19 protein-coding genes and 1 tRNA gene are annotated in these 20,245 nt (G+C 61.1%); 12 read left to right on the top strand and 8 right to left on the bottom strand.

Going from position 1 to position 20,245, the window contains the following annotated elements; translation table 11 throughout:
• The first annotated feature begins 7 nt into the window (after positions 1-7).
• Positions 8-547 (top strand): cysteine hydrolase family protein, encoded by a 540-nt coding sequence (locus tag WG78_RS02830; RefSeq protein WP_053936277.1) that lies wholly within the window; start codon positions 8-10, stop codon positions 545-547.
• On the opposite strand, the gene WG78_RS02825 is transcribed toward WG78_RS02830, so the two are convergent.
• The gene (locus WG78_RS02825; RefSeq protein WP_053936276.1) at positions 548-1,411 is read right to left on the bottom strand and encodes a LysR family transcriptional regulator; all 864 of its coding nucleotides are present in this window, start codon (positions 1,409-1,411) and stop codon (positions 548-550) included.
• A gap of 125 nt (positions 1,412-1,536) precedes the next feature.
• On the opposite strand from WG78_RS02825, the gene bla reads away from it, so the two are divergent.
• Positions 1,537-2,478: a class A beta-lactamase gene (bla, locus tag WG78_RS02820; protein ID WP_053936275.1), complete on the top strand. Its 942-nt coding sequence runs from the start codon at positions 1,537-1,539 to the stop codon at positions 2,476-2,478.
• Positions 2,479-2,531: 53 nt separating this feature from the next.
• Here the strand turns inward: bla and WG78_RS02815 are convergent, their stop codons facing one another.
• Positions 2,532-3,419 carry a LysR substrate-binding domain-containing protein gene (locus tag WG78_RS02815; protein ID WP_053936274.1) on the bottom strand — a complete coding sequence of 296 codons (888 nt, stop codon included), beginning with the start codon at positions 3,417-3,419 and terminating at the stop codon, positions 2,532-2,534.
• A gap of 212 nt (positions 3,420-3,631) precedes the next feature.
• On the opposite strand from WG78_RS02815, the gene WG78_RS02810 reads away from it, so the two are divergent.
• From WG78_RS02810 to thrH, 3 genes are all read left to right on the top strand, one after another.
• Entirely contained in the window at positions 3,632-4,414 is a 783-nt protein-coding gene (locus WG78_RS02810; RefSeq protein WP_053936637.1) for a 2OG-Fe dioxygenase family protein, read from the top strand.
• A 67-nt stretch (positions 4,415-4,481) separates the two neighbouring features.
• A complete protein-coding gene (locus tag WG78_RS02805; protein WP_053936273.1) occupies positions 4,482-5,114 on the top strand; it encodes a LysE family translocator in 633 nt (210 codons plus the stop codon).
• Between the two features lie 74 nt (positions 5,115-5,188).
• On the top strand, positions 5,189-5,806 hold the full coding sequence (thrH, locus tag WG78_RS02800; RefSeq protein WP_053936636.1) for a bifunctional phosphoserine phosphatase/homoserine phosphotransferase ThrH: 618 nt from the start codon (positions 5,189-5,191) through the stop codon (positions 5,804-5,806).
• Positions 5,807-5,900: 94 nt separating this feature from the next.
• On the opposite strand, the gene WG78_RS02795 is transcribed toward thrH, so the two are convergent.
• Both WG78_RS02795 and WG78_RS02790 read right to left on the bottom strand, forming a co-directional pair.
• Positions 5,901-6,584, bottom strand: coding sequence for a M24 family metallopeptidase (locus WG78_RS02795; RefSeq protein ID WP_053936272.1), 684 nt, complete (start codon positions 6,582-6,584; stop codon positions 5,901-5,903).
• 58 nt (positions 6,585-6,642) lie between these two features.
• Positions 6,643-7,686 (bottom strand): FAD-binding oxidoreductase, encoded by a 1,044-nt coding sequence (locus WG78_RS02790; protein WP_083458735.1) that lies wholly within the window; start codon positions 7,684-7,686, stop codon positions 6,643-6,645.
• 109 nt (positions 7,687-7,795) lie between these two features.
• Here WG78_RS02790 and pdxR point away from each other — a divergent pair, with 109 nt between their 5' ends.
• The 3 genes from pdxR (at position 7,796) to WG78_RS23000 (ending at position 11,249) form a co-directional block, all read left to right on the top strand.
• Positions 7,796-9,280, top strand: coding sequence for a MocR-like pyridoxine biosynthesis transcription factor PdxR (gene pdxR, locus WG78_RS02785; RefSeq protein WP_053936270.1), 1,485 nt, complete (start codon positions 7,796-7,798; stop codon positions 9,278-9,280).
• Between the two features lie 135 nt (positions 9,281-9,415).
• Positions 9,416-10,123: a carbohydrate-binding protein gene (locus tag WG78_RS23005; protein WP_169788456.1), complete on the top strand. Its 708-nt coding sequence runs from the start codon at positions 9,416-9,418 to the stop codon at positions 10,121-10,123.
• Positions 10,124-10,199: 76 nt separating this feature from the next.
• Positions 10,200-11,249: a chitin-binding protein gene (locus WG78_RS23000; protein WP_169788454.1), complete on the top strand. Its 1,050-nt coding sequence runs from the start codon at positions 10,200-10,202 to the stop codon at positions 11,247-11,249.
• 81 nt (positions 11,250-11,330) lie between these two features.
• On the opposite strand, the gene WG78_RS02770 is transcribed toward WG78_RS23000, so the two are convergent.
• Positions 11,331-11,981: a response regulator gene (locus tag WG78_RS02770; protein WP_053936267.1), complete on the bottom strand. Its 651-nt coding sequence runs from the start codon at positions 11,979-11,981 to the stop codon at positions 11,331-11,333.
• 528 nt (positions 11,982-12,509) lie between these two features.
• Here WG78_RS02770 and WG78_RS02765 point away from each other — a divergent pair.
• On the top strand, positions 12,510-12,869 hold the full coding sequence (locus WG78_RS02765) for a hypothetical protein (protein ID WP_053936266.1): 360 nt from the start codon (positions 12,510-12,512) through the stop codon (positions 12,867-12,869).
• A 184-nt stretch (positions 12,870-13,053) separates the two neighbouring features.
• A complete protein-coding gene (locus WG78_RS02760) occupies positions 13,054-13,743 on the top strand; it encodes a response regulator transcription factor (RefSeq protein WP_053936265.1) in 690 nt (229 codons plus the stop codon).
• On the opposite strand, the gene WG78_RS22295 is transcribed toward WG78_RS02760, so the two are convergent.
• Positions 13,740-14,393, bottom strand: a complete 654-nt coding sequence (locus tag WG78_RS22295) for a hypothetical protein (RefSeq protein WP_152969039.1) — start codon at positions 14,391-14,393, stop codon at positions 13,740-13,742. The two genes, WG78_RS02760 and WG78_RS22295, sit on opposite strands and share 4 nt — an antisense overlap.
• 282 nt (positions 14,394-14,675) lie before the next feature.
• Here WG78_RS22295 and WG78_RS02745 point away from each other — a divergent pair, with 282 nt between their 5' ends.
• Both WG78_RS02745 and WG78_RS02740 read left to right on the top strand, forming a co-directional pair.
• Positions 14,676-15,755 (top strand): flavodoxin family protein, encoded by a 1,080-nt coding sequence (locus WG78_RS02745; protein ID WP_053936262.1) that lies wholly within the window; start codon positions 14,676-14,678, stop codon positions 15,753-15,755.
• An 82-nt stretch (positions 15,756-15,837) separates the two neighbouring features.
• Positions 15,838-17,886: an NAD(+) synthase gene (locus WG78_RS02740; protein WP_053936261.1), complete on the top strand. Its 2,049-nt coding sequence runs from the start codon at positions 15,838-15,840 to the stop codon at positions 17,884-17,886.
• 236 nt (positions 17,887-18,122) lie between these two features.
• Here the strand turns inward: WG78_RS02740 and WG78_RS02735 are convergent.
• A tRNA-Ile gene (locus tag WG78_RS02735) sits at positions 18,123-18,199 on the bottom strand.
• An 18-nt stretch (positions 18,200-18,217) separates the two neighbouring features.
• On the bottom strand, positions 18,218-20,170 hold the full coding sequence (gene rpoD / locus WG78_RS02730; RefSeq protein WP_053936260.1) for an RNA polymerase sigma factor RpoD: 1,953 nt from the start codon (positions 20,168-20,170) through the stop codon (positions 18,218-18,220).
• Positions 20,171-20,245 lie beyond the last annotated feature (75 nt).

The raw sequence follows: 20,245 nt of genomic DNA, 5'->3' as shown, positions 1-20,245 counted from the left end.
CCCTGTCATGCAAACCGCTGTTCTAGTTATCGATGTGCAACAAGGTCTGTTTGATCCGCTGCCACGCCCGTGGCAGGCCGATGATGTGGTCGCGCGCATCAATACGCTGACGGCGCGGGCCCGCGCCGCCCAGGTGCCGGTGATTTTCATCCAGCACACCCGCGCCGATGAGCCGTTGTCGGCGGGCAGCGATAGCTGGCAATTGCAACGCAACGTGCAAACCGAACCGGGTGATCTGCGCATCAGCAAAACCACGCCCGATTCGTTTTTGCGCACCGATCTGCAAGCGCAACTGGATGCGCTGGGCGTCAAGCATGTGGTCATCTGCGGTTATGCCAGCGATTTTTGCGTCGATACCACCACGCGGCGCGCGGCCGGGCTGGGTTATTACGTGACGCTGGCCGCCGACGCGCATACCACGCATGATCAGCCGCACGCCTCGGCCGAGCTGATCCGCACTCACCACAACGCCACGCTGCAGAATATCGAGAGCTTTGGCGTGCCGATCCTGGCGCTCAACAGCGCCGAAATCGAATTCCACAGTTGATTACAGCTGCGCGCAAATCCACGTCTGGAACGCCTGCATCGCGGGCGTGATGCGGCGCGATTTGAGCCACGACAGCCAGTACGCGCCTTCCACCCGTTCCAGCGCAAACGGCCGCAGCAACTGGCCCGCCGCCAGTTCGCGCTCAAACATCTGCCAGGGCGCCAACGCCACGCCCGCGCCTTGCAGGGCCGCTTCCACCATCAAACGCGACGAATCAAACACCGGCCCGCTCACCGCCCACGGTGTCAAACCTGCGGCGGTCAGCCAGTCGTGCCACTCTTCGGCGCGATAAGAACGCAGCAACGTTTCGCGCGCCAGATCGGCCGGGCTGCGCAAGCGCTGCGCCACCGCGGGAGCGCACAGCGGCGTGAGCGGCGCTTGCAGCAACAGTTCGTTCTGCGTGCCGGGCCAGCCACCATCGCCGAAGCGGATCGCCAGATCCAACCCTTCAGCCGCCAGATCGACCAGGTTGTTATGGGTCAGCAACCGCAGTTCGATAAACGGGTGCGCCTGGGCAAACGCTGTTAGCCGAGGCATCAGCCAGCCTATGGCAAAGGTGCCGACCACGCCCACGGTCAGCACTTCGCGAAAATGCCCGCCTTCAAACTGCTTAAGCACCTGCGCGATGCGGCCGAAGGCGTCGGTTAATACCGGCAACAAGGCGCGGCCTTCGTCGGTCAAGCCCAGACCACGTGGCAGCCGCTTGAACAATTCCGCGCCCAGCCGCTCTTCCAGCGCGCGCACTTGCTGGCTGACGGCGGCTTGCGTCACGTTCAGTTCTTGCGCCGCACGCGTGAAGTTGAGATGGCGCGCCGAGGCTTCAAACGCGCGCAAAGCGTTCAGCGGTAAATGGGGGTTGTTCATCGCAGACCATAGATTTTGTGGGGGCTGGCTAAAAATATCCTCGTTTGTCATGCCCGCGCAAGCAGTGGATAGTCGCCAGCTGCACCGGCTGCATTCAACCCGACCCCACTACCGAGATGACCGCAATGAACCGATCCCACGAGAAGCCGTCCGCGCCCGGCCTTTCGGCCACGCGCCGTAATTTGCTGAAGATAGCCGCACTTACGCCGCTGGCCTTTGCGCTGCCCGGCCGAGCATGGGCCGCTGCCGCATCTGCCGCCACCAGCGCCAGCCCCGATCTGGCCGCTGCAATGGCCGCGCTGGAACACGCTTCCGACATCCGCATTGGCGTCAGCGCCTTTGATACCGGCAACGGCAAACGCTTTGACTGGCGCGCCGACGAACGCTTTGCCTTTTGCAGTACCTTCAAGTTCATGCTGGCCGCCGCCGTACTGAACGAACGCAAGCGCCAACCGCGTGTGTTGCAGGAGCGGCTGCTGTATACGCACAAGCAGCTACCCGCGCATTCGCCCATCACCGAAAAGCATGTGGCCGACGGCATGATCGTCAGCGATCTGTGCAAAGCGGCCATTGAATACAGCGATAACGGCGCGGCCAATGCCTTGCTACGTTACCTGGGCGGCCCGGCCAAAGTGACGGCGTTTGCACGCAAAACCGGCAATGCCAGTTTCCGGCTGGATCGCATGGAGCCCGAACTCAATACCTCGATACCGGGCGACGTGCGCGATACAGTCACGCCGGCGGATATGGCCCGCAGCCTGCAAACGCTGGTGCTGGGCGAGGCCTTGCCCGAGCACGAACGCGGCTTGCTGTCCGAATGGCTGAAGGGCAATACCACGGGCGACAAGCGCATTCGCGCCGGTGTGCCTGCGGGCTGGATGGTGGGCGATAAAACCGGCACCGGGGCGTATGGCAGCACCAACGATATTGCGGTGCTGTGGCCCGGCAACGGCGCAGCGCCAATCTGCATGGCCATCTACGTAGGCAGCAAACATAAAGACGCCGATCCGCCCGAAACGGTGCTGGCCGAAGCCACGCGCATTGCATTGAAGGCGCTGGCCGGCTGATCGCGCGCCCGCAGCCGTGCGTTGGCGGGCGTGTGGCTGCGGGCCGGATTAGCCTAAGCCGTTAGCGTGCGCGCTTTGTCACGGGTGGCCGCCATTTCGGCGGTAATCCATTCGGCAAAGCGCAGCAAACGGCTGTCGTCGTGGATACGCCGCGGCGACAGCAAATAATAGGCGGAGCCATCCGGCACAAAGCCGCACGGTGCAATCAGCCGTCCGCCCGCCAGTTCTTCTTCCACCATATAGCACGACGCCAAGGCCGCACCGATGCCGGCCGCGGCCGCTTGCACGCATAAATAAAAGTGCTCGTAATTGATGCGGCCGGTGGCGCGGATTTCGTGGCCGGTGGCTTTGGCCCAATTGGCCCAGCTATTGGGTCGCGATAGCGTATGCAGCAATTTGCCCTGCCATGGCCCCTCGCCCGGCGCCAGTTGCGGCACACACACCGGCCCCACCGATTCTTCGCCCACGCGCCAGGTGTCCCAGGTTTCATCCCACTGAAAATCATTGCGCCGCAAGGCCACATCCACGCCCGCGCGCACCAGATCAATCGGCCCGCCTGCGGCATACAAATGCACCTGCAGTTCGGGATAGGCCTGCTGAAATCGTGGCAGCCGCGGTATCAGCCATTTCATCGCGATGGTGGGTTCGCACGACACCACGATCACATTGCCGGTTTCGTCCGACTGCAGTTTGCCGATGGCAGTAATCAGCTGCGCAAACGCCGAGGCGGTGGCGGCCTGTAGCGCCAGCCCGGCGTCGGTGAGGAACACCGCGCGGTTGCGGCGCTGGAACAGTTCCACCCCTAGCGCTTCCTCTAATTGGCGGATCTGGCGGCTGACGGCACCGTGCGTAACGTGCAATTCCTCCGCAGCTTTTACAAAGCTGAGCGTGCGGGCGGCCACGTCAAATACGCGCAATGTGTTAAGCGGAGGCAAACGCATCTGTGAATATTCCTCACGTAAAAACTGCATTTTAATCGCTTTTTTCTTGACGTGAAGCTGTCAATAATGACTTCGGCATCACGGCCTACGGGCTCTGCAAGCCGAATCACAGCACAAACTGCATGATGCCAGCAGGCGCATACATCTGTGCATTCGGTGAGAACGGCGCACACGTGCGCTTTAAAAATTTGACTGCGATCTGGAGCAATCCGATGGAACAACTTGTCGTTGAACATGCGCAAGATCTGTACACGAGAACCCCTGACAGCCAGAGCACCGATGTGGAGCGACTATGCAATCTGGTCGCCCGCAAAGACTTTTGCTTTCTGAACGCGCAGAAAACCCAACAACTGCTGGGTCTGGATATCGAGCACGACAGCCAGGCCTGGACCGAATTTGCCGATAGCTGGAACCGGCTGGAACAAGATCAGTTCATGCGCGATGGCGGCACCTATCGCTATCGTCGCCATGCCACCTTCAGCGCGCTGCCTTCGGGCCGCCAGGCGTATCTGGAAAAACATCAGCCGCATTACCAGAGCGTGGATTACAACAGCCTCAACGGCGGCATTGCGCGCGACTTTGCGCCGTTTGAAGACGCCACGGTGCACGGCGAAGTCATGCAGTCCATCTTGGGCTTGTGCTGCGAAACGTTTGGCGCGCTGTCGCCCTACTTTGCCTGGCACATCGAAGCGCATCAGTTCCGCATTTACGCCCAGGGCGCGCAAGCCGGCAACCCCACCCCGGAAGGCGTGCACCGCGACGGTGTCAACTATGTGTTCATGATGATGGTGCATCGCCAGAACGTGGTGAACGGCACCACGCGCATCTATGACCGCAACAAACACTTTCTGACTGATTTCACGCTGATGCAGCCGTTTGATACCGCCATCGTCAATGACGAACGCGTGATGCATGGCGTGACGCCCATCGTGCAACTGGACGAAACGCGCGAAGCGTATCGCGACGTGCTGGTGGTGACGTTCAGCAAGAAATAACCGCGTCGACCTCGGTGGCGCGTCGTCGAGCGTCGGCGCGCCTTTTTTTGCCTGGGAGAACTACACAATGAATGAATTTGCCGCAGTCGCCATCATTACCATCCTGGCCGTCATCAGCCCCGGCGCTGACTTTGCCATGGTGACCCGCAACAGCTATCAACTAGGCCGTGGCGCCGGTCTGTTATCCGCGCTGGGCGTGGGGCTGGGTGTGCAGGTGCATGTGTTCTATACGATTTTTGGCGTGGCCGTGCTGGTGCAGCACACGCCGGCGCTGTTTATGGTGATGAAGATCATCGGCGCGGGCTATCTGGTGTACATCGGCCTTAAATCGATCTTCAGCCACCCGGTGGCCGCCGCCAACGAGGCGACTGAAAGCGGGCGCGAAGCCGCTGCCGTATCGTTGCGCGCCGCGTTTCGCACCGGTTTTCTGACCAATGCGCTCAACCCCAAAACCATGCTGTTTGTGGTCAGCTGTTACACCCAGGTGATGCACGCCAATACCTCATTGGGCACCAGTCTGTTGCTGGGCGGCTTCATGTCGTTTGCGCATTGGGTGTGGTTTAGCCTGGTGGCGCTGTTTTTCTCGTCCCCGCGCCTGCGCGCTTTGATGTTGCAACGCCAGTACATCCTTAACCGTGCGATTGGCTCAGCGCTGGTGGGTCTGGGCTTTTCGCTGTTGTTTTCGGGAGTAGGACGATGAGCAACCCACCGTTACGCCGTCGTGGCCCCGTGCCGCTTAATGAATCGCAAATTGCCCGATCTGGAGCCAATACCATGAAAGTTGCATGCATCGATCTTGAAGGCGTTCTGGTGCCCGAGTTGTGGCCGCATATCAGCCGCCACACCGGCATCGCGGCGTTGAACCGCACCACGCGCGAAGAGCCCGACTACCCCAAACTGATGCGCGCCCGCATCGAGGCCCTGCGTGAAAACAATCTGCGCCTGTCGGACGTGCGCGCCATTGTGTCGATGCTGCAGCCCTACCGCGATGCGCGCCGTTTTCTGGATGTGCTGGCGCGTGATCGCGCGGTGTTTATCGTGTCCGACTGTTTTGAAGAACTGGCCGAAAGCTTTTTGCCGGGCTTGGGCTATCCGCGTCTGATGGCGCACCGGCTGGACACCGATGCCGATGGCTTTATCACGCAATGCCGCTTTGCCCAGCGCCAAGGCAAGCAGGATGTGGTGAATACGCTTATTCGCGATGGCATAGATGTGCTGGCGGTGGGTGATGCGCTGAACGATATCGGCATGCTGAAAGCCGCAACATATGGCTACCTGCTGCGTCCGTCCCCCACCACCGTGGCGCTGGCGGGCGATTTGCCAGTGGCCGACTCGCTGGCCGAAGTGCTGGTACGGCTGCAGCAGGATCAACTGGCGCATGCGCTGATTTAAGCTTTGAAATTCCGGCCTGGCAGGCAACCCAAAAAAGCCCACGTACCTCTTCTGCGTGGGCTTTTTCTTTGTGCGGGTGTGGCCGCCGCTGAGATTAGAAGTAGCTGTCTTCCAGCAGCATGTCTTCATAAAACGCGCCAAACGTGTGGTCCGGATGGCGAATGTGGATTTCCAGCACCCACAGCAAACGCGAGGGTTTGAATTCGACTTCGGCCATCGGGCCTTCGTGGATGGCGGCATGTGGAAAATCGCTGATGCGGTGGCCCGACAAATCCAGGTTCAGTTCCCAACCGCGGTTTTCGGCACAGGCCGTGGCAAATTCATACAGCTCGCGGCCGCTGGCGCCGGTCTTCAGCCAATGCTGGCGCACTTCATGAAAGATGGCGCAGGCGTCATCGGCGCAGCGTTTTTTTTCCGGATCGGTGCCGGTCACAAAGGTCTGGCCGCCATCGCCTTCCCATTGCTGCCACACCGGGCCGATATCCAGCAGAAAAATATCATCCTCGCCCAGCACGATGCCCGGGTCGGACGGCGCGCCGAAGGTCTTGAGCGTATTGGTGCCAAAGCGCACATACACATCGTGCCAGCCGCGCAGCATGTCGCATTCTTCCAGAATGTCCTTGGCCATTTCGACGGCGTCTTCTTCCACCATGCCCGGCTTGACCTGCGCGGCGATACGCAGGATGGCGTCGCGCGTTTTGGAGCGCACCAGCAGCAGCTTTTCGGGATCGTAGGCGGCGCCGACTTGTTCGGCGGTAAATTGGGTTGGCGCGTTCATATCAGGTTTCCTTGTCGAGTTAATAAGTAATGGGCAATAAGTACCGATGGCGCGGGCTTTATAACGAAACCTGCAAGCCATCCAGCTCGGGGTTGAGTGCAATCTGGCAGGCGAGCCGCTGGTTGGGCTGAGGCTGTTCCAGCGCGCGCAATAAGCGGGCTTCGGCGCGCGCGGGCGCGGGCAGGCGCGCCAACCATGGTTCGGGCAAAGCCACCCGGCAGGTGCCGCACGATGCTTTACCGCCACACACGCCTTGCAACACTTGCGCGGCCGCCAACGCCTGCATCAGCGATTGGCCCACCGCCACGGTCAGTGGCTGCGTTTGCCCGGCGCGATCCGTTACCTGCAGGGTGACGCCAGCGGTCGGCGCACTCGTGGCAGCAACGCTGGCGGGTTCGAAGGCATCGGCGTGGAAATTCTCCAGCGGCAAGCCGCATTGCGTGGTCAGCAACTGTTGCGCCGCGTGCACCATGGCCGGGCCGCCGCAGGCGTAGACATGGGCGGCGCTTAGATCGGGATGGTCTTGCGCGGCGCAGCCTTGCACGGTGCGCGCAGGCGTGGCGCTGTCGTCAATTACACCGACAAAACGCAACAGCGGGTGCAGCAACATCCACTGCGCAAACAGCTCCTGCAGATACAGGTCATCAACGTGGCGCGCGCCCCAATACACGATCAGCGGCCGCGTCAGGCCCGATTGCAGGCGTTGTTCGATCATCGCCTTGATCGGCGCAATACCGGTGCCGGTGGCCAGCATGATGTCCACGCTGGCCGCACCCGCTTGCCAGCAACAATCGCCATATGGCCCAGTGGCGCTGAGCGCCAGCCCCGGCGCGGCATGCTGCGCCAGCCAGCCCGAGACCTGGCCGCCTTCAATCAATCGGATATTCAGCTCGATGCGCCCGGCCGAGTGGTAGGCATTGGCCATCGAATAACTGCGGCACGCGCCATCGGGCAGCATCAGGCTTAAAAACTGGCCTTCGCGATACCGGAATGCGGTTTCGGCTTGCAGCCAGAGTTGCAGCACGTGCGGCGCAAGGCGCTGTGCCTTAAGCACGGTAAGCCGACAGGACGACGGGGCGGGTAAGGGCTGAGGGGCGGGCATGCGGGCTTCCTTGAAGAGCGATTAAGGAGCAGGATGCTAGCCAGTTTCTGGATGGGTAAAATCCGCCAGTTTTTTAAACTTCACTGGTCCAGACTGGTCCGGAGCCTGAATGCAACGCGTGTGGAAACTCAAACTGAGCCTGGACCGTGCCGCCGCTGAATCGTTACATCTGCAGCTGGTGCACCAATTGACGGTGGCGATACGCCAGGGTCGGCTGCCCGGCAAAGCACTCTTGCCCGGCACGCGCGAACTGGCGCAGCAATTGGGCATCAATCGCAAGACCGTCGTTGAGGCCTATGACGAGTTGGTGGCGCAAGGTTGGCTGGTGGCGGAAGGCCGCCGCGGCACGCGCGTGGCGCCCGCTTTGTTGACGGCGCAAGACAAGGCGCGCGGCGTGAGCGTCTTGACGGCGACGCCACCGCAGCAAGCGCAATACGCGTTACATGGCCCCCGCTGGAGCGAGCCCGCCCCCAGCGCGGCCCGAGTGATCGAGTTTTCCGACGGCGTGCCCGATTCGCGCTTGATCCCGTTTGATGTGCTGGGCCGCGCCTATCGTCGCGCCTTGATCAGCACGGCGCGCGCCGGGCAACTGGCGTATGGCGACCCGCGCGGCCAGCTGGAACTGCGTGCGCAGATTGCCGCGATGCTGAATCTGGAGCGCGGCCTGAGCCTTGGCCCGCAACAATTGTGCGTGGTGCGCGGCAGCCAGATGGGCATTTACGTCGCGGCGCGCGTGCTGGTGCGGCCGGGCGATGTGGTGGCCATGGATGCGCTGACCTACCCGCCCGCACGCGCGGCGTTTATTGCGGCGGGTGCGCGCATAGTCTGCATTGAACAGGATGCGGGCGGCATGCGGCCCGAACATCTGGAGGCCCTGTGCCAGGCGCATGCGATCAAGGCGGTGTATCTGACGCCGCATCATCAATTTCCCACCACCACCTTGCTCAGCGCCGAGCGCCGCTTGCAGGTGCTGGCGCTGGCGGCGCGGCATCGCTTTGCCGTCGTCGAGGACGATTACGATCATGAATTCCAGTTCGCCCATCACCCCACCTCCCCCATGGCCAGCGCCGCGCCCGACCAGGTGGTGTACATCGGCTCGCTGTCCAAAGTGCTCGCTCCCGGGTTACGCGTGGGTTATATCGCGGGGCCTACGGCCTTGATTGAACGATGCGCCGCGCAGGTGATGGCCATCGATCGGCAAGGCAATGCGGTGACTGAACTGGCGGTGGCTGATCTGATGCAAAGCGGCGAGCTGAAACGCCATATTCGCCGCACGCTGCGCATCTACCAGCAACGCCGCGCCGAATTTGAACACGCGCTGCGCCAGCATGTGGGCGGCCAGGCGCAGTTTGATTTGCCCGATGGCGGTCTGGCCTTGTGGTTGCGTTTGCCTGACTGGCTGGATATGGCGCGCTTGCAGCACGATGCCCTGGCTTTGGGCGTGCGCGTGCCGGACAGCGCCAGCTTTGCCGCGGACCAGCGCGCGGTGCATGGCTTGCGGCTGGGCTTTGGCCCGCTGCAAACCGAGCAGTTGTGGCTGGGCGCGCAGCGTCTGGGCACCGCAATGGGGCAGCAAAACCGTGCCGCGACGTGATCTGGCGCACCAGTTGTCTTATCGGCCTTCGCGTTCATCCTGCGTGCGGCTTCACATTATAAAAAGCTGAACTAGACTGCAGCAGCCCCGTTTCAAGGGGCGATAAAACAAACACGAAGATAGAGGATGGAAACGATGAAAAAACCGACATATCGCCGGTTGGCGGGCGCGTGCGCGCTGATTTTTGGTGGCGCCAGCACCGTCGCCATGGCTTATCCGGCCTGGGTGGACGGCGGCACCTATAGCGCGGGCACCGTGGTGCTGTACAACGGCCACGACTACAAAGCGCTGGTGACGCAAACCGATTACGTGGGCGCCAACTGGAACCCGGCCAGCACACCGAGCCTGTGGCAGGACCTGGGCGCGGATACCGGCGCCGCCACGCCGACACCGACACCGGTCGCTACGCCTGCGCCGACTCCCGCACCCACGCCGAAGCCGACGCCAACCCCTGCTGCAACGCCCGCCCCGACCCCGGCACCCACTCCGGCGCCGACGCCAGCGGGCAGCTGCGCGGCGGCATGGAACGCGACCACCGCGTATTCCGCTGGCGCCATCGTTAGCGTCAGCGGCGTTAACTACAAGGCCAACTGGTGGACTCAAGGCGTGAACCCGGCCACCAACAACGGCAGCGATGGCAGCGGCCAGCCGTGGACCAGACAAGCCACGTGTGGCGGCGCAACGCCGACCCGGCTCCGACGCCGCACCAACTCCCGCACCAACGCCGGCGCCGACACCAGCTCCAACGCCGGCGCCCACACCCGCTCCAACGCCCGCTCCAACACCGACGCCGACACCCGCGCCAACCCCGTCCGGCAGCCTGGTCAGCAGCGGCACGCTTAACTTCCATCTGTTGCTGGGCGCAGGCACTGCGCAAGATACGCTGACGCTGGATGGTGACAATTACACCGATCTGTTCATGTCCAACATCATTGCTGGCGTGATGACAGGCCATCTGGTGCAGACGTACTACCCCGGCATCCAGTTCAACAAGGATTTCCTCTACGGTTCCATCCTGGGCCAGTTGCTGCAAGAGAACATCGAAACCGGCCTGTACAAAGCCACGGGCGATCTGATCGATCCGTCCGCCGACCAGCAAGCCGTGATGGGCCAGGGCCAGGGCGGCCCGTATCAGATCAACAATTACGCGGCCGATATGGTGTCGGGCGGTTATGCGCCTGCCGGGCATTCGCTGATCAATTACGTGGCGCTGCAAAAAAACATCGGCTACTCGATGGCCGATGCCGCCACGCAATACACCAAGGTCACCCCGCCCTCGTTTAACAACAAGTATTACGGCCCGATGCTGACGGGTTATTTCCACTACAACGATTTTGTTGCATTGGTGGAAACCGGCAAGGGCACCGGCGGCTGGACCACACCGTGGCAACCGGCGTTTGACCAGGCGCTGGTGACCTTTAAAACGCTGCCCAACAACTTCTTTGATGTGTTGTTGAACGTGGCCTACAACCAGGGCTTCTATGGCCCGTTGATGTCCAGCTACAGCAAGCTGGGCGCAACGGCTACCGCCAGCACGGTGACCACGGTCAATGATTTCAGCTCGGTGTGGGGCAAGACCGATACCTACGCGCAATATCCGTATCAGGTGCGTTATTACCTGGATCAGCTGTATGGCAATCCGATCCCGACCACCAGCGCAACCACGCTGGTCACGCCCAACAACCACGTCGCGTTCAATCTGACGCAGTTGCAAACGGTGTTTGCCAATGTGTTTGGCACCTTGTCGTACGTAGATAGCACGGGCAAGGCGGCGTTTATTCCGGCGGCGACGTCACGTGCTGCCTTCGATACCGCACGCGCGCAAGTCAGCGTGCCGGCCGATGCCACGCTGGACTTGAGTAAAGCCAGCGATCGCGCGCAAATCTTCAGCATTCTGGAAGGCGCGATCAATAATCTGGAAACCACGCTGGGGCAGAAATTCAACGCCACCACCTTGTCGCAGCTGTAATCGCACCGGTGTTCAGCAACAAAAACGCGCCTGTTACAGGCGCGTTTTTTTATGGTGGGCCAGGCGCATCACGCAGACCCGTTACACCGAAATAATCCCGCGCTTGAGCGCAATCGTCACCGCGTGCGTGCGGTCGTTGGCAATCAATTTGGCCAGGATGTTTTTCATATGCGCTTTGACGGTTTCTTCCGAAATCGACAACTGCGCGCCAATGCGCTTATTGGATCGGCCCGCCGCCGCTTGTTGCAGCACTTCGATCTCGCGCTGGCTTAGATTGTCCTGGCTGACGTGCTCGGCCAATTCCATCGCCACCTCGGGCGGAATGCGGCGTTGGCCCGCGTGCACCGAGCGTATGGTTTCCAGCAGTTCCTTGCGCAACATGCTTTTGAGCAAATAACCCGAGGCGCCCGCTTTGATGGCGTTAAGCGCCTGCACGTCGCCGCGATAGGTAGTCAGCATCACGATGCGCGCCTTGGCGTCTTGCCGGCGGATTTGCGTCAGCGCCTCGATGCCGTCCATTTCGGGCATCACGATGTCCATCAACGTGACGTCGGGCCGATGCGCCAGATACATCTCCACCGCCTCGCGCCCGTTGGATGCTTCGCCCACCAGATGCATATCGGCCTGGCTGCCAATAACGCCGCCAATGCCTTCGCGCAACAACGGGTGGTCGTCGACGGCCAGCACGGTAATCGGGCGCGGCGTGATGGCGGTTTCAGCGGTGGTGAACATAGGTCAGGTCCTGAAGCGAGGAATGCCGCGCAAAGTGCGAGCGCGCGAAAAAGGCAAGCAGCCGGAATCGTTTGCGCCCGCCATCGTTAACTGACATTTTGGCAGGCAATTTTACTCATAAAGTAATTTTGTAGCAAAAATGGAAATGGCTAGTGATAGGCTAATTGTGGTGAATACGATAATTGGCGGAAGCATAACCGACAGACGGAAGCAATGCCCGCATGTGCCGTAACGCGCGCGGGCCCACACTTTAAAGCATTTGCGCGGCCTGCCCTAGTGCCCAGGTGCATCGTTATCGTTAAAAACGCGGTGCTTTCAACCATGGGCAATTCCTGACGTGGCGACGGCAGGGCAACGCCATTGTCATTTGCATCTTGTCCGGCCACCGCCTACAACTATCTCGATGCGCCTCACCGGCGCACAGCGTAGGCGCGACTAACCCGACCGGGTGAGCGCAAGCCGCGTGGATCGAAGGATGTGGGTTGCGTGCGGGCTGCCTAAGCTGGCCCGATGCAAAGACTCTATTCCATGTTTCCCGCTGGTGCGCCCGGCGTGGGCCTGCTGTTGTTGCGCGCGGCCACGGCCATTGCGCTGCCCTTATACGGCTGCTGCGCCAACACGCCATGGGCAGGCGTCGATATTGCCGTTGGCGTGCTGGCGGCGTTGCTGGCGCTGGGTTTGTTTACGCCAATGACGGCGGGCGTGGTCGTGCTGCTGCAACTGGCCGGCTTGCGCTGGTGCTTGCCGCCACTGCTGCCGATGGCGCTGTTGCTGACCATGAACGCGGCGGCGCTGGCGCTGCTGGGGCCCGGGGCGTGGTCGCTGGATGCGCGCATGTTTGGCCGCCGCATTGTGTTGTCGCACTCGCCCGATGAGGGCAGGCATTAAATATCGGCGCTTACCCTTTCGGGTAGTACGCCAGGATCACGAATCAGGGATTTGCGTTTGTTCAGCGTTGTTTATCGTGTTGACCATCCCTCGACCGAACAGAACAGCTACCCCGGCGGGACACCTATCCGGACCACGCCAGGGATCACGATTTCAAACTGCCTTTTGAATCTGGAGCAACGACATGAGCAAAGAAATGCATACCCGGGTGTTGGTGGCTCACCGTAATCCCGTAATTGGTGCCGGTGTCTCGGCGCTGCTGGCCGAAGAACCCGGCCTGTTGTTAACCCGCACCGACGCCAGCCAGATCGGCCAGACCAGCTTTAGCAACGTGGACGTGCTGGTGGGCGACTACGACACCATCATCGCGTTTATGACGCGCCTGCGCGGCCAGTCCGACTATCCCGCCAGCGCACCGCGGTTAATGATCGTGACGGCGCAAGAACGCGAATGGGAAGTGCGTCAGGCGTTGGATCTGGGCGTGCATGCCTATGTGCTGACCGACTGCCAACGGCACGAACTGGTGAGCGGCGTGCTGGCGCTGCAACGCGGCAATCGCTATGTGTGCGATTCGGTGTCGCAGCGGCTGGTGGACAGCTTGTCGCGCGTGTCGCTGACGCGGCGTGAACTGGATGTGCTGGGGGTGATGGCGCAAGGCGCGTGCAACAAGGCGATTGCGACCATGCTGGGGATTTCGGTGGGCACTGCCAAATCGCATGTGGCGGCCATCCTGGGCAAGCTGCAGGCCACTACCCGCACGGAGGCAGCCGCCATTGCCCAGGCGCGCGGTTTGCTGGCGCCACCGACCATGCCGCCGCAAACGCTCAATCCGATTATCCGGCGCGAACGCCAGGACACCGCGCTGGCGGCTTAAGACGTGGCAAGCAGGTTGCTGATCAGGTTCTGATCCAGCGAATTTTTGGTGACCAGCGCAGCGGCTTGCGGATTCTGTTTGAGGATGGCGGCCCACTGCTTGGACACCGCGTCGGCCGACGTGGCGTCGGTGACGGTGCTGGTGCTGCCCGAGGCCGCATCGGTGCTGGTGCTGCCGGACGCCGCGCTGCTGGCGCTGCTGCCCGTAGCCGCCGCTGCCGTCGATGCCGCGTTGGATTTAATGTCTTCAATCTGGCCCAGCAGATTGTTGACCGTGTCGGTGAGGCTGGTGCTGGAATCGCTGCTGCTGGTGCCACCGAGCATGCTCATCAGGCTATCGCTATTGCCGCTGTCCACCGTCGAGCCATCGCCCAGGCTGTACAGCGGGTTGCTGGCCATGTTTTCGGCCTTGATGGTGTTCAGCGTATTGAGCAGACCGGCCGACGTATAAGTGGAACCGCTGGCGGCGGTGCCGCTGCCGATGCTGACCGTACTGCTGGGCGTGGCTGCGGACGGCGTGGCGGCGGTGTTGGCGCTGCTGGAACCGGAAGCCGCACTGCTGGCGCTGCTGGCGGACGTGGCGTTGCTGCTGGCGGTATTGCTGGTCCCCAGCGACGACGCGATTTGCGATAACGATGAGATGGTGGACATCCGGATTCCCCTGTTGCCAGCGCGGGCCGTGAGTTGGCCTTGCCTGGCGGTCTTGCCCGTAATCCCGGAACGCAATCCGGGTCAGCGTATTACAACCGAAACCTGTATCGGCAGTTTGTCGCGCGTGCAGCGATTTGTATTCGCCGAGTATCGGACGAGTCGCAAGTCTTTTAAATAAGTGCGCCGCCTACAGCGCACGCCGGATGTTGCCGGATGGGCGCGCGGATTTGACCGGCGCAGGCTGCAGGACAGCCTACTCCCCCTCTGATAAGGACTTCCGCGATGCCCGCCGCCGTACCTCCCGCCCGCACCGGCCAGGTGACGCAACCGCTTGCCCGCGAGCAATTTCGCGCACGTTATCTGGCGCGTTTTTATGACCCGGCGTTTAACGAGGCCAAGGCCGAAATCGACAAACTGGAAGCCATCGCCTGGCAAGCGTATAGCGAAGGTCGCAAATCGCCGATTACTGCCAAAGCTGGCCCCGGTTTCAAGGACCCGGATTACGATTTGTCGGTGGAATGGCGCGCTGCGCACGACCGCATCGAAGCTGCACAAAAGCGCCAGCAAGACCCGGCCACGATGTCACGCGTGCTGATTATCAACGCATCGCCGCGCAACGATTACACCTGTCCCGGCGAGATGTCGAAAAGCTATCGGCTGATGGGGCTGATCGAGCAAACGCTGCAATTGCAAGGCATGCATGTGGACAAGCTGGATTTGTCGCGGCTGACGTCAGACCCGGATTTACATATTTATCCGTGCAAAGGCTGTGTCTCGACCGCCATGCCGTTGTGTCATTGGCCCTGTAGTTGCTATCCCAATCATTCGCTGGGCCAGGTCAACGACATCATGAACGATGTGTATGAACGCTTTGCCGCCTGCCACGGCGTGGTGTTTGTGACGCCAACGCATTGGTTTCAGGTGGCCAGCCCGCTCAAGTTGCTGATGGACCGGCTGGTGTGCGCCGATGGCGGCAATCCGGACCCCAGCAGCACGCACGGCAAAAAGAATGCCGAAGCCAAGGCTATCGAACTGGACGGCTGGGACTATCCCAAGCATCTGGCGGGCCGCGCTTATGGCGTGCTGGTGCACGGTGACGTCGCGGGCATCGAAGGTTCGCGCCGCGCCCTGACTGATTGGCTGGACTGGATGGGCCTGGTGGAATCGGGTTCGATGGCGCGGCTGGACCGCTATATCGGCTATTACGAACCGTATGCCACCAGCCATGACACGCTGGATAAAGACACCGCAATCCAGGAAGAAGCGCGCAATCTGGCGCGCGCCGTGGCCATTGCCGTCAAGCGCACGCGCGCTGGCGAGCAACGCGCCGACGCCAGTCTGCAGCCACCGCGCCCCAAGTAGGCTGGCGGCCTGGCGCGCGGCCGGTGGTATATTGGGAGCCTTGCGCCACCGCGCGCCGAACCTCTTTGTCTGGCTGTTACCGATGACTGGCTCCGCTGCTTTTTATTCGCTTTATCACCACGGCTTTGCGCGTGTCGCAGCCGCGACTCTCAACTGCACGCTGGCCGATCCGCACGCCAACGTGGATGCCATCATCCACGTGGCGCAGCAATGCCATGCCCAAGGCGCAGCGCTGGCGGTGTTTCCGGAGCTGTGTGTGTCCGGTTATTCGATTGATGACTTGCTGCTGCAGGACGTGTTGCTGGACAGCGTGGAGCGCGAAATCGAGCGGCTGATCAGTGCCTCGGGCAACTGGGCCACGTTGCTGCTGGTGGGCGCGCCGCTGCGCCACGCCGGCCGCATCTACAACTGCGCCTTGGCGATCCAGGCCGGGCAGTTGCTGGGCGTGGTGCCCAAGCTGCATCTGCCCAATTACCGCGAATTTTACGAACGCCGCCACTTTGCCTCGGGCATCGATACCGAAGGCGGGGAAATCCGCGTCGGCAGCCGGATCGCCCCGTTTGGCCCGGACCTGCTATTTGCTGCGCGCGATTTACCGGGCCTGGTGGTGCACGCCGAAATCTGCGAAGACCTGTGGGTGCCGGTGCCGCCCAGTTCGACCGGCGCGCTGGCGGGCGCCACCGTGCTGGCCAATCTGTCCGCCAGCAATATCACCGTCGGCAAAGCCGATACACGCCATCAGCTGTGCCAGTCGCAGTCGTCGCGCTGCCTGGCGGCGTATCTGTATGCGGCGGCTGGCAACGGCGAATCGACCACCGATCTGGCGTGGGATGGCCAGGCCACCATTTATGAAAACGGCGCGGAGCTGGCCGCCACCGATCGCTTTCCCGATGGCGAACGCATTGCCCTCGCCGATATCGATCTGGACTTGCTGCGCCAGGAACGTGCGCGCCAGGGCACGTTTGATGACAATCGCCGCGTGCATGGCCGCGTGTTTCGCACCGTTGAATTCCAGTTGAATGCACCGACACGTGATCTGGGTCTGCTGCGCAAGATTTCGCGTTTTCCGTTTGTGCCCGCCAACAAGGCGCAACTGGATCAGGATTGTTACGAGGCCTACAACATCCAGGTGGCGGGCTTGCTGCAACGGGTACGCAGCACCGGTAGCAAAACATTGGTCATCGGGATTTCGGGCGGACTGGATTCGACCCAGGCGCTGATCGTGGCCGCGCAGACCGCCGACCGCCTCGGCCTGCCGCGCAGCGCCATCATGGCCTATACCCTGCCCGGCTTTGCCACGGGCGAAGGCACCAAAGCCAATGCGCATCGCCTGATGCAGGCGCTGGGCGTCAGCGCCCACGAAATCGACATCCGCCCGGCCGCCGAACAGATGCTGAAGGATATGGGCCACCCCTACTCGCGCGGCGAGGCGGTGTATGACGTGACCTTCGAAAACGTGCAAGCCGGCCTGCGCACTGATTACCTGTTCCGCCTGGCCAACCATCACAACGGCATGGTGATCGGCACGGGCGATCTGTCCGAGCTGGCGTTGGGCTGGTGCACCTATGGCGTCGGCGACCAGATGTCGCACTACAACGTCAACGCCGGGCTACCCAAAACGCTGATCCAGCATCTGCTGCGCTGGGTGATCGAAACGCGCCAGTTTGAAGGCGACGTCAACGCCACGCTGCTGGAAATCCTGAACCAGGAAATCTCGCCCGAACTGGTGCCCGCCACCGCAGGCGAACCGCTGCAAAGCACGCAGGCCAAAATCGGACCGTATGAATTGCAGGATTTCAACCTGTTCTACATCCTGCGCTACGGCTTCCGGCCCTCGAAGATTGCGTTTATGGCGCTGCATGCCTGGGGCGATGCGAGCACCGGCGAATGGCCCGCAGCATTCCCGCCCGAAGCGCGTAATCAGTATGAGCTAGTCACCATCCGCCGCTGGCTGCAGGTGTTTGTGCAACGCTTCTTTGGATTTAGCCAGTTCAAACGTTCGGCAGTGCCGAACGGGCCGAAAGTGGTGGCGGGCGGGTCGCTGTCGCCACGCGGCGATTGGCGCGCACCGTCGGATGGAAATGCGCGGTTGTGGCTGGAGGAGCTGGAGAATGGGGTGCCGGAGCAGTGATGGGGGCGGACGGTTAAGGACTAAGAATACGGCTGTTAACTGCGCTGTTCGCATAGGGTGGGTCTAGACCCACCGATCAAAGCCAGGGAATAGTGTGTAAACGTCTGCGTTCTTCGGTACGCCTTGGGCTGGTGGGTCTGGACCCACCCTATGCAGTTGCAACGCAGCATTTCGCTCCAGAAAACAAAAAAGCCAGACATCGAAATGTCTGGCTTTTTTACATCTGCAACCTGTTCTGGTGGGCCCGGTGGGGCTCGAACCCACGACCAAAGGATTATGAGTCCTCTGCTCTAACCGACTGAGCTACAGGCCCACACGAAGAGGCGTGATATTACGGCTCGTTGCTCACGCTTTCAAGAAAACTCTTCAGGCGTTCCGAACGGGTCGGGTGGCGCAGCTTGCGCAGTGCCTTGGCTTCGATCTGACGGATACGCTCACGCGTTACGTCAAACTGTTTGCCCACTTCTTCCAGCGTGTGGTCGGTGCTCATGTCGATACCGAAACGCATGCGCAGCACTTTGGCTTCGCGCGGCGTCAGGGTGTCGAGCACTTCGCGGGTAGCTTCGCGCAGGCCGGCATACACTGCCGCTTCTGCCGGGGCGACCGTCACTGCATCTTCAATAAAGTCGCCCAGATGCGAATCGTCGTCATCGCCAATCGGCGTTTCCATCGAAATCGGTTCTTTGGCAATCTTCAGAATCTTGCGGATCTTGTCTTCCGGCATTTCCATGCGCGTCGCCAGTTCGTCCGGCGTCGGCTCCAGGCCGGTCTCTTGCAGGATCTGGCGCTGGATACGGTTCATCTTGTTGATCGTTTCGATCATATGAACCGGAATCCGGATAGTGCGTGCCTGATCCGCGATCGAGCGGGTAATGGCCTGGCGGATCCACCACGTGGCGTACGTGGAGAATTTATAGCCGCGACGATATTCGAACTTGTCCACCGCCTTCATCAGGCCAATGTTGCCTTCCTGAATCAGATCGAGGAACTGCAAGCCACGGTTGGTGTATTTCTTGGCGATGGAAATCACCAGACGCAGGTTGGCCTCGATCATTTCCCGCTTGGCGCGACGTGCCTTGGCTTCGCCCGTGGACATCTGGCGGTTGATTTCCTTCAGCTCCTTGATCGGGAGCATCGCTTTTTCTTGCAGTTCTTTCAGACGGCCTTGTTTTTCAACGATGGCGTGCTGATAGCGCTCCAGGACTTCGGCGTATTTCTGGCCCGACGACAATTCTTCTTGCACCCAATCCAGATCGGTTTCGCGGCCCGGGAAGGTCTTGATGAAATGTTCGCGCGGCATGCGGACTTTCTGCGTGCACAGGTCCATGATTTCGCGCTCGTAACCGCGAATTTCATCCACCATCGAACGCAGCTGGTCGCACAGGGCTTCCACCTGACGCGCCGAGAAGCGGATGTTCTGGAACTGGTCTGCGATGCCCTGTTGCGCGGCCTGATAACCCTTGCCTTGCACGCCGTCTTTTTGCAAAGAGGCGACCATCTGGGCATACAGCTCGCGCACTACATCGAAGTGCTCGCGCGCCTGGCCCTTCAGCAGTTCCAGGTTGGCGGCGGAGACGGCGCTGCCATCAGCGTCTTCGTCTTCTTCTTCGGTTTCTTCGGCGTCTTCGAGTTCTTCTTCTTCGACTACTTCGACCGGCGGTTGCGCGACTTCTTCAACTGCATTGGGGTCGATAAAGCCGTCGATGATGTCGTCGATGCGGATTTCGTCGTTCAGGCCCTTGTCCACCAGCTCCAGAATCTGGGTGATGGTGGTCGGACAAGCCGAGATCGCCTGAATCATGTGCTTGAGGCCGTCTTCGATCCGCTTGGCGATTTCGATTTCGCCTTCGCGGGTCAGCAGTTCGACCGTACCCATTTCGCGCATGTACATCCGCACCGGGTCGGTCGTACGACCGAACTCGGAATCGACCGAAGACAATGCAGCCTCGGCTTCTTCGACGGCGTCGTCATCGGCGACGGCCGGCGTAGCATCAGACATCAACAGGTCTTCAGCATCAGGGGCTTCGTCGTAAACCTGAATGCCCATGTTGCTGATCATGCTGATCACACCTTCGATCTGCTCGGCGTCGAGCATGTCTTCAGGCAAGTGATCGTTGATTTCAGCGTACGTAAGATAACCGCGCTCTTTACCGAGCACGATCAGGGACTTGAATTTTGCCTTACGGGCTTCAGCATCAAGTTGCTGATCCTCTTCGCCGTGCTTGCCGCCAGGAGCGGTGCCGCGGGTGAGGTCTACTTTGTCAGTATCGTGTTCTGCCGCCATGACTCGTGAGACTCGGAAAGATTCGGAAAAACCGAGGATTATATCAGATAACCCGGCTTCTGGATGCCAGAAACC

Source organism: Amantichitinum ursilacus (assembly GCF_001294205.1).
In the GTDB taxonomy this organism is placed as follows: Bacteria; Pseudomonadota; Gammaproteobacteria; order Burkholderiales; family Chitinibacteraceae; genus Amantichitinum; species Amantichitinum ursilacus.
This window is presented reverse-complemented; position numbering and strand designations above follow the sequence as displayed.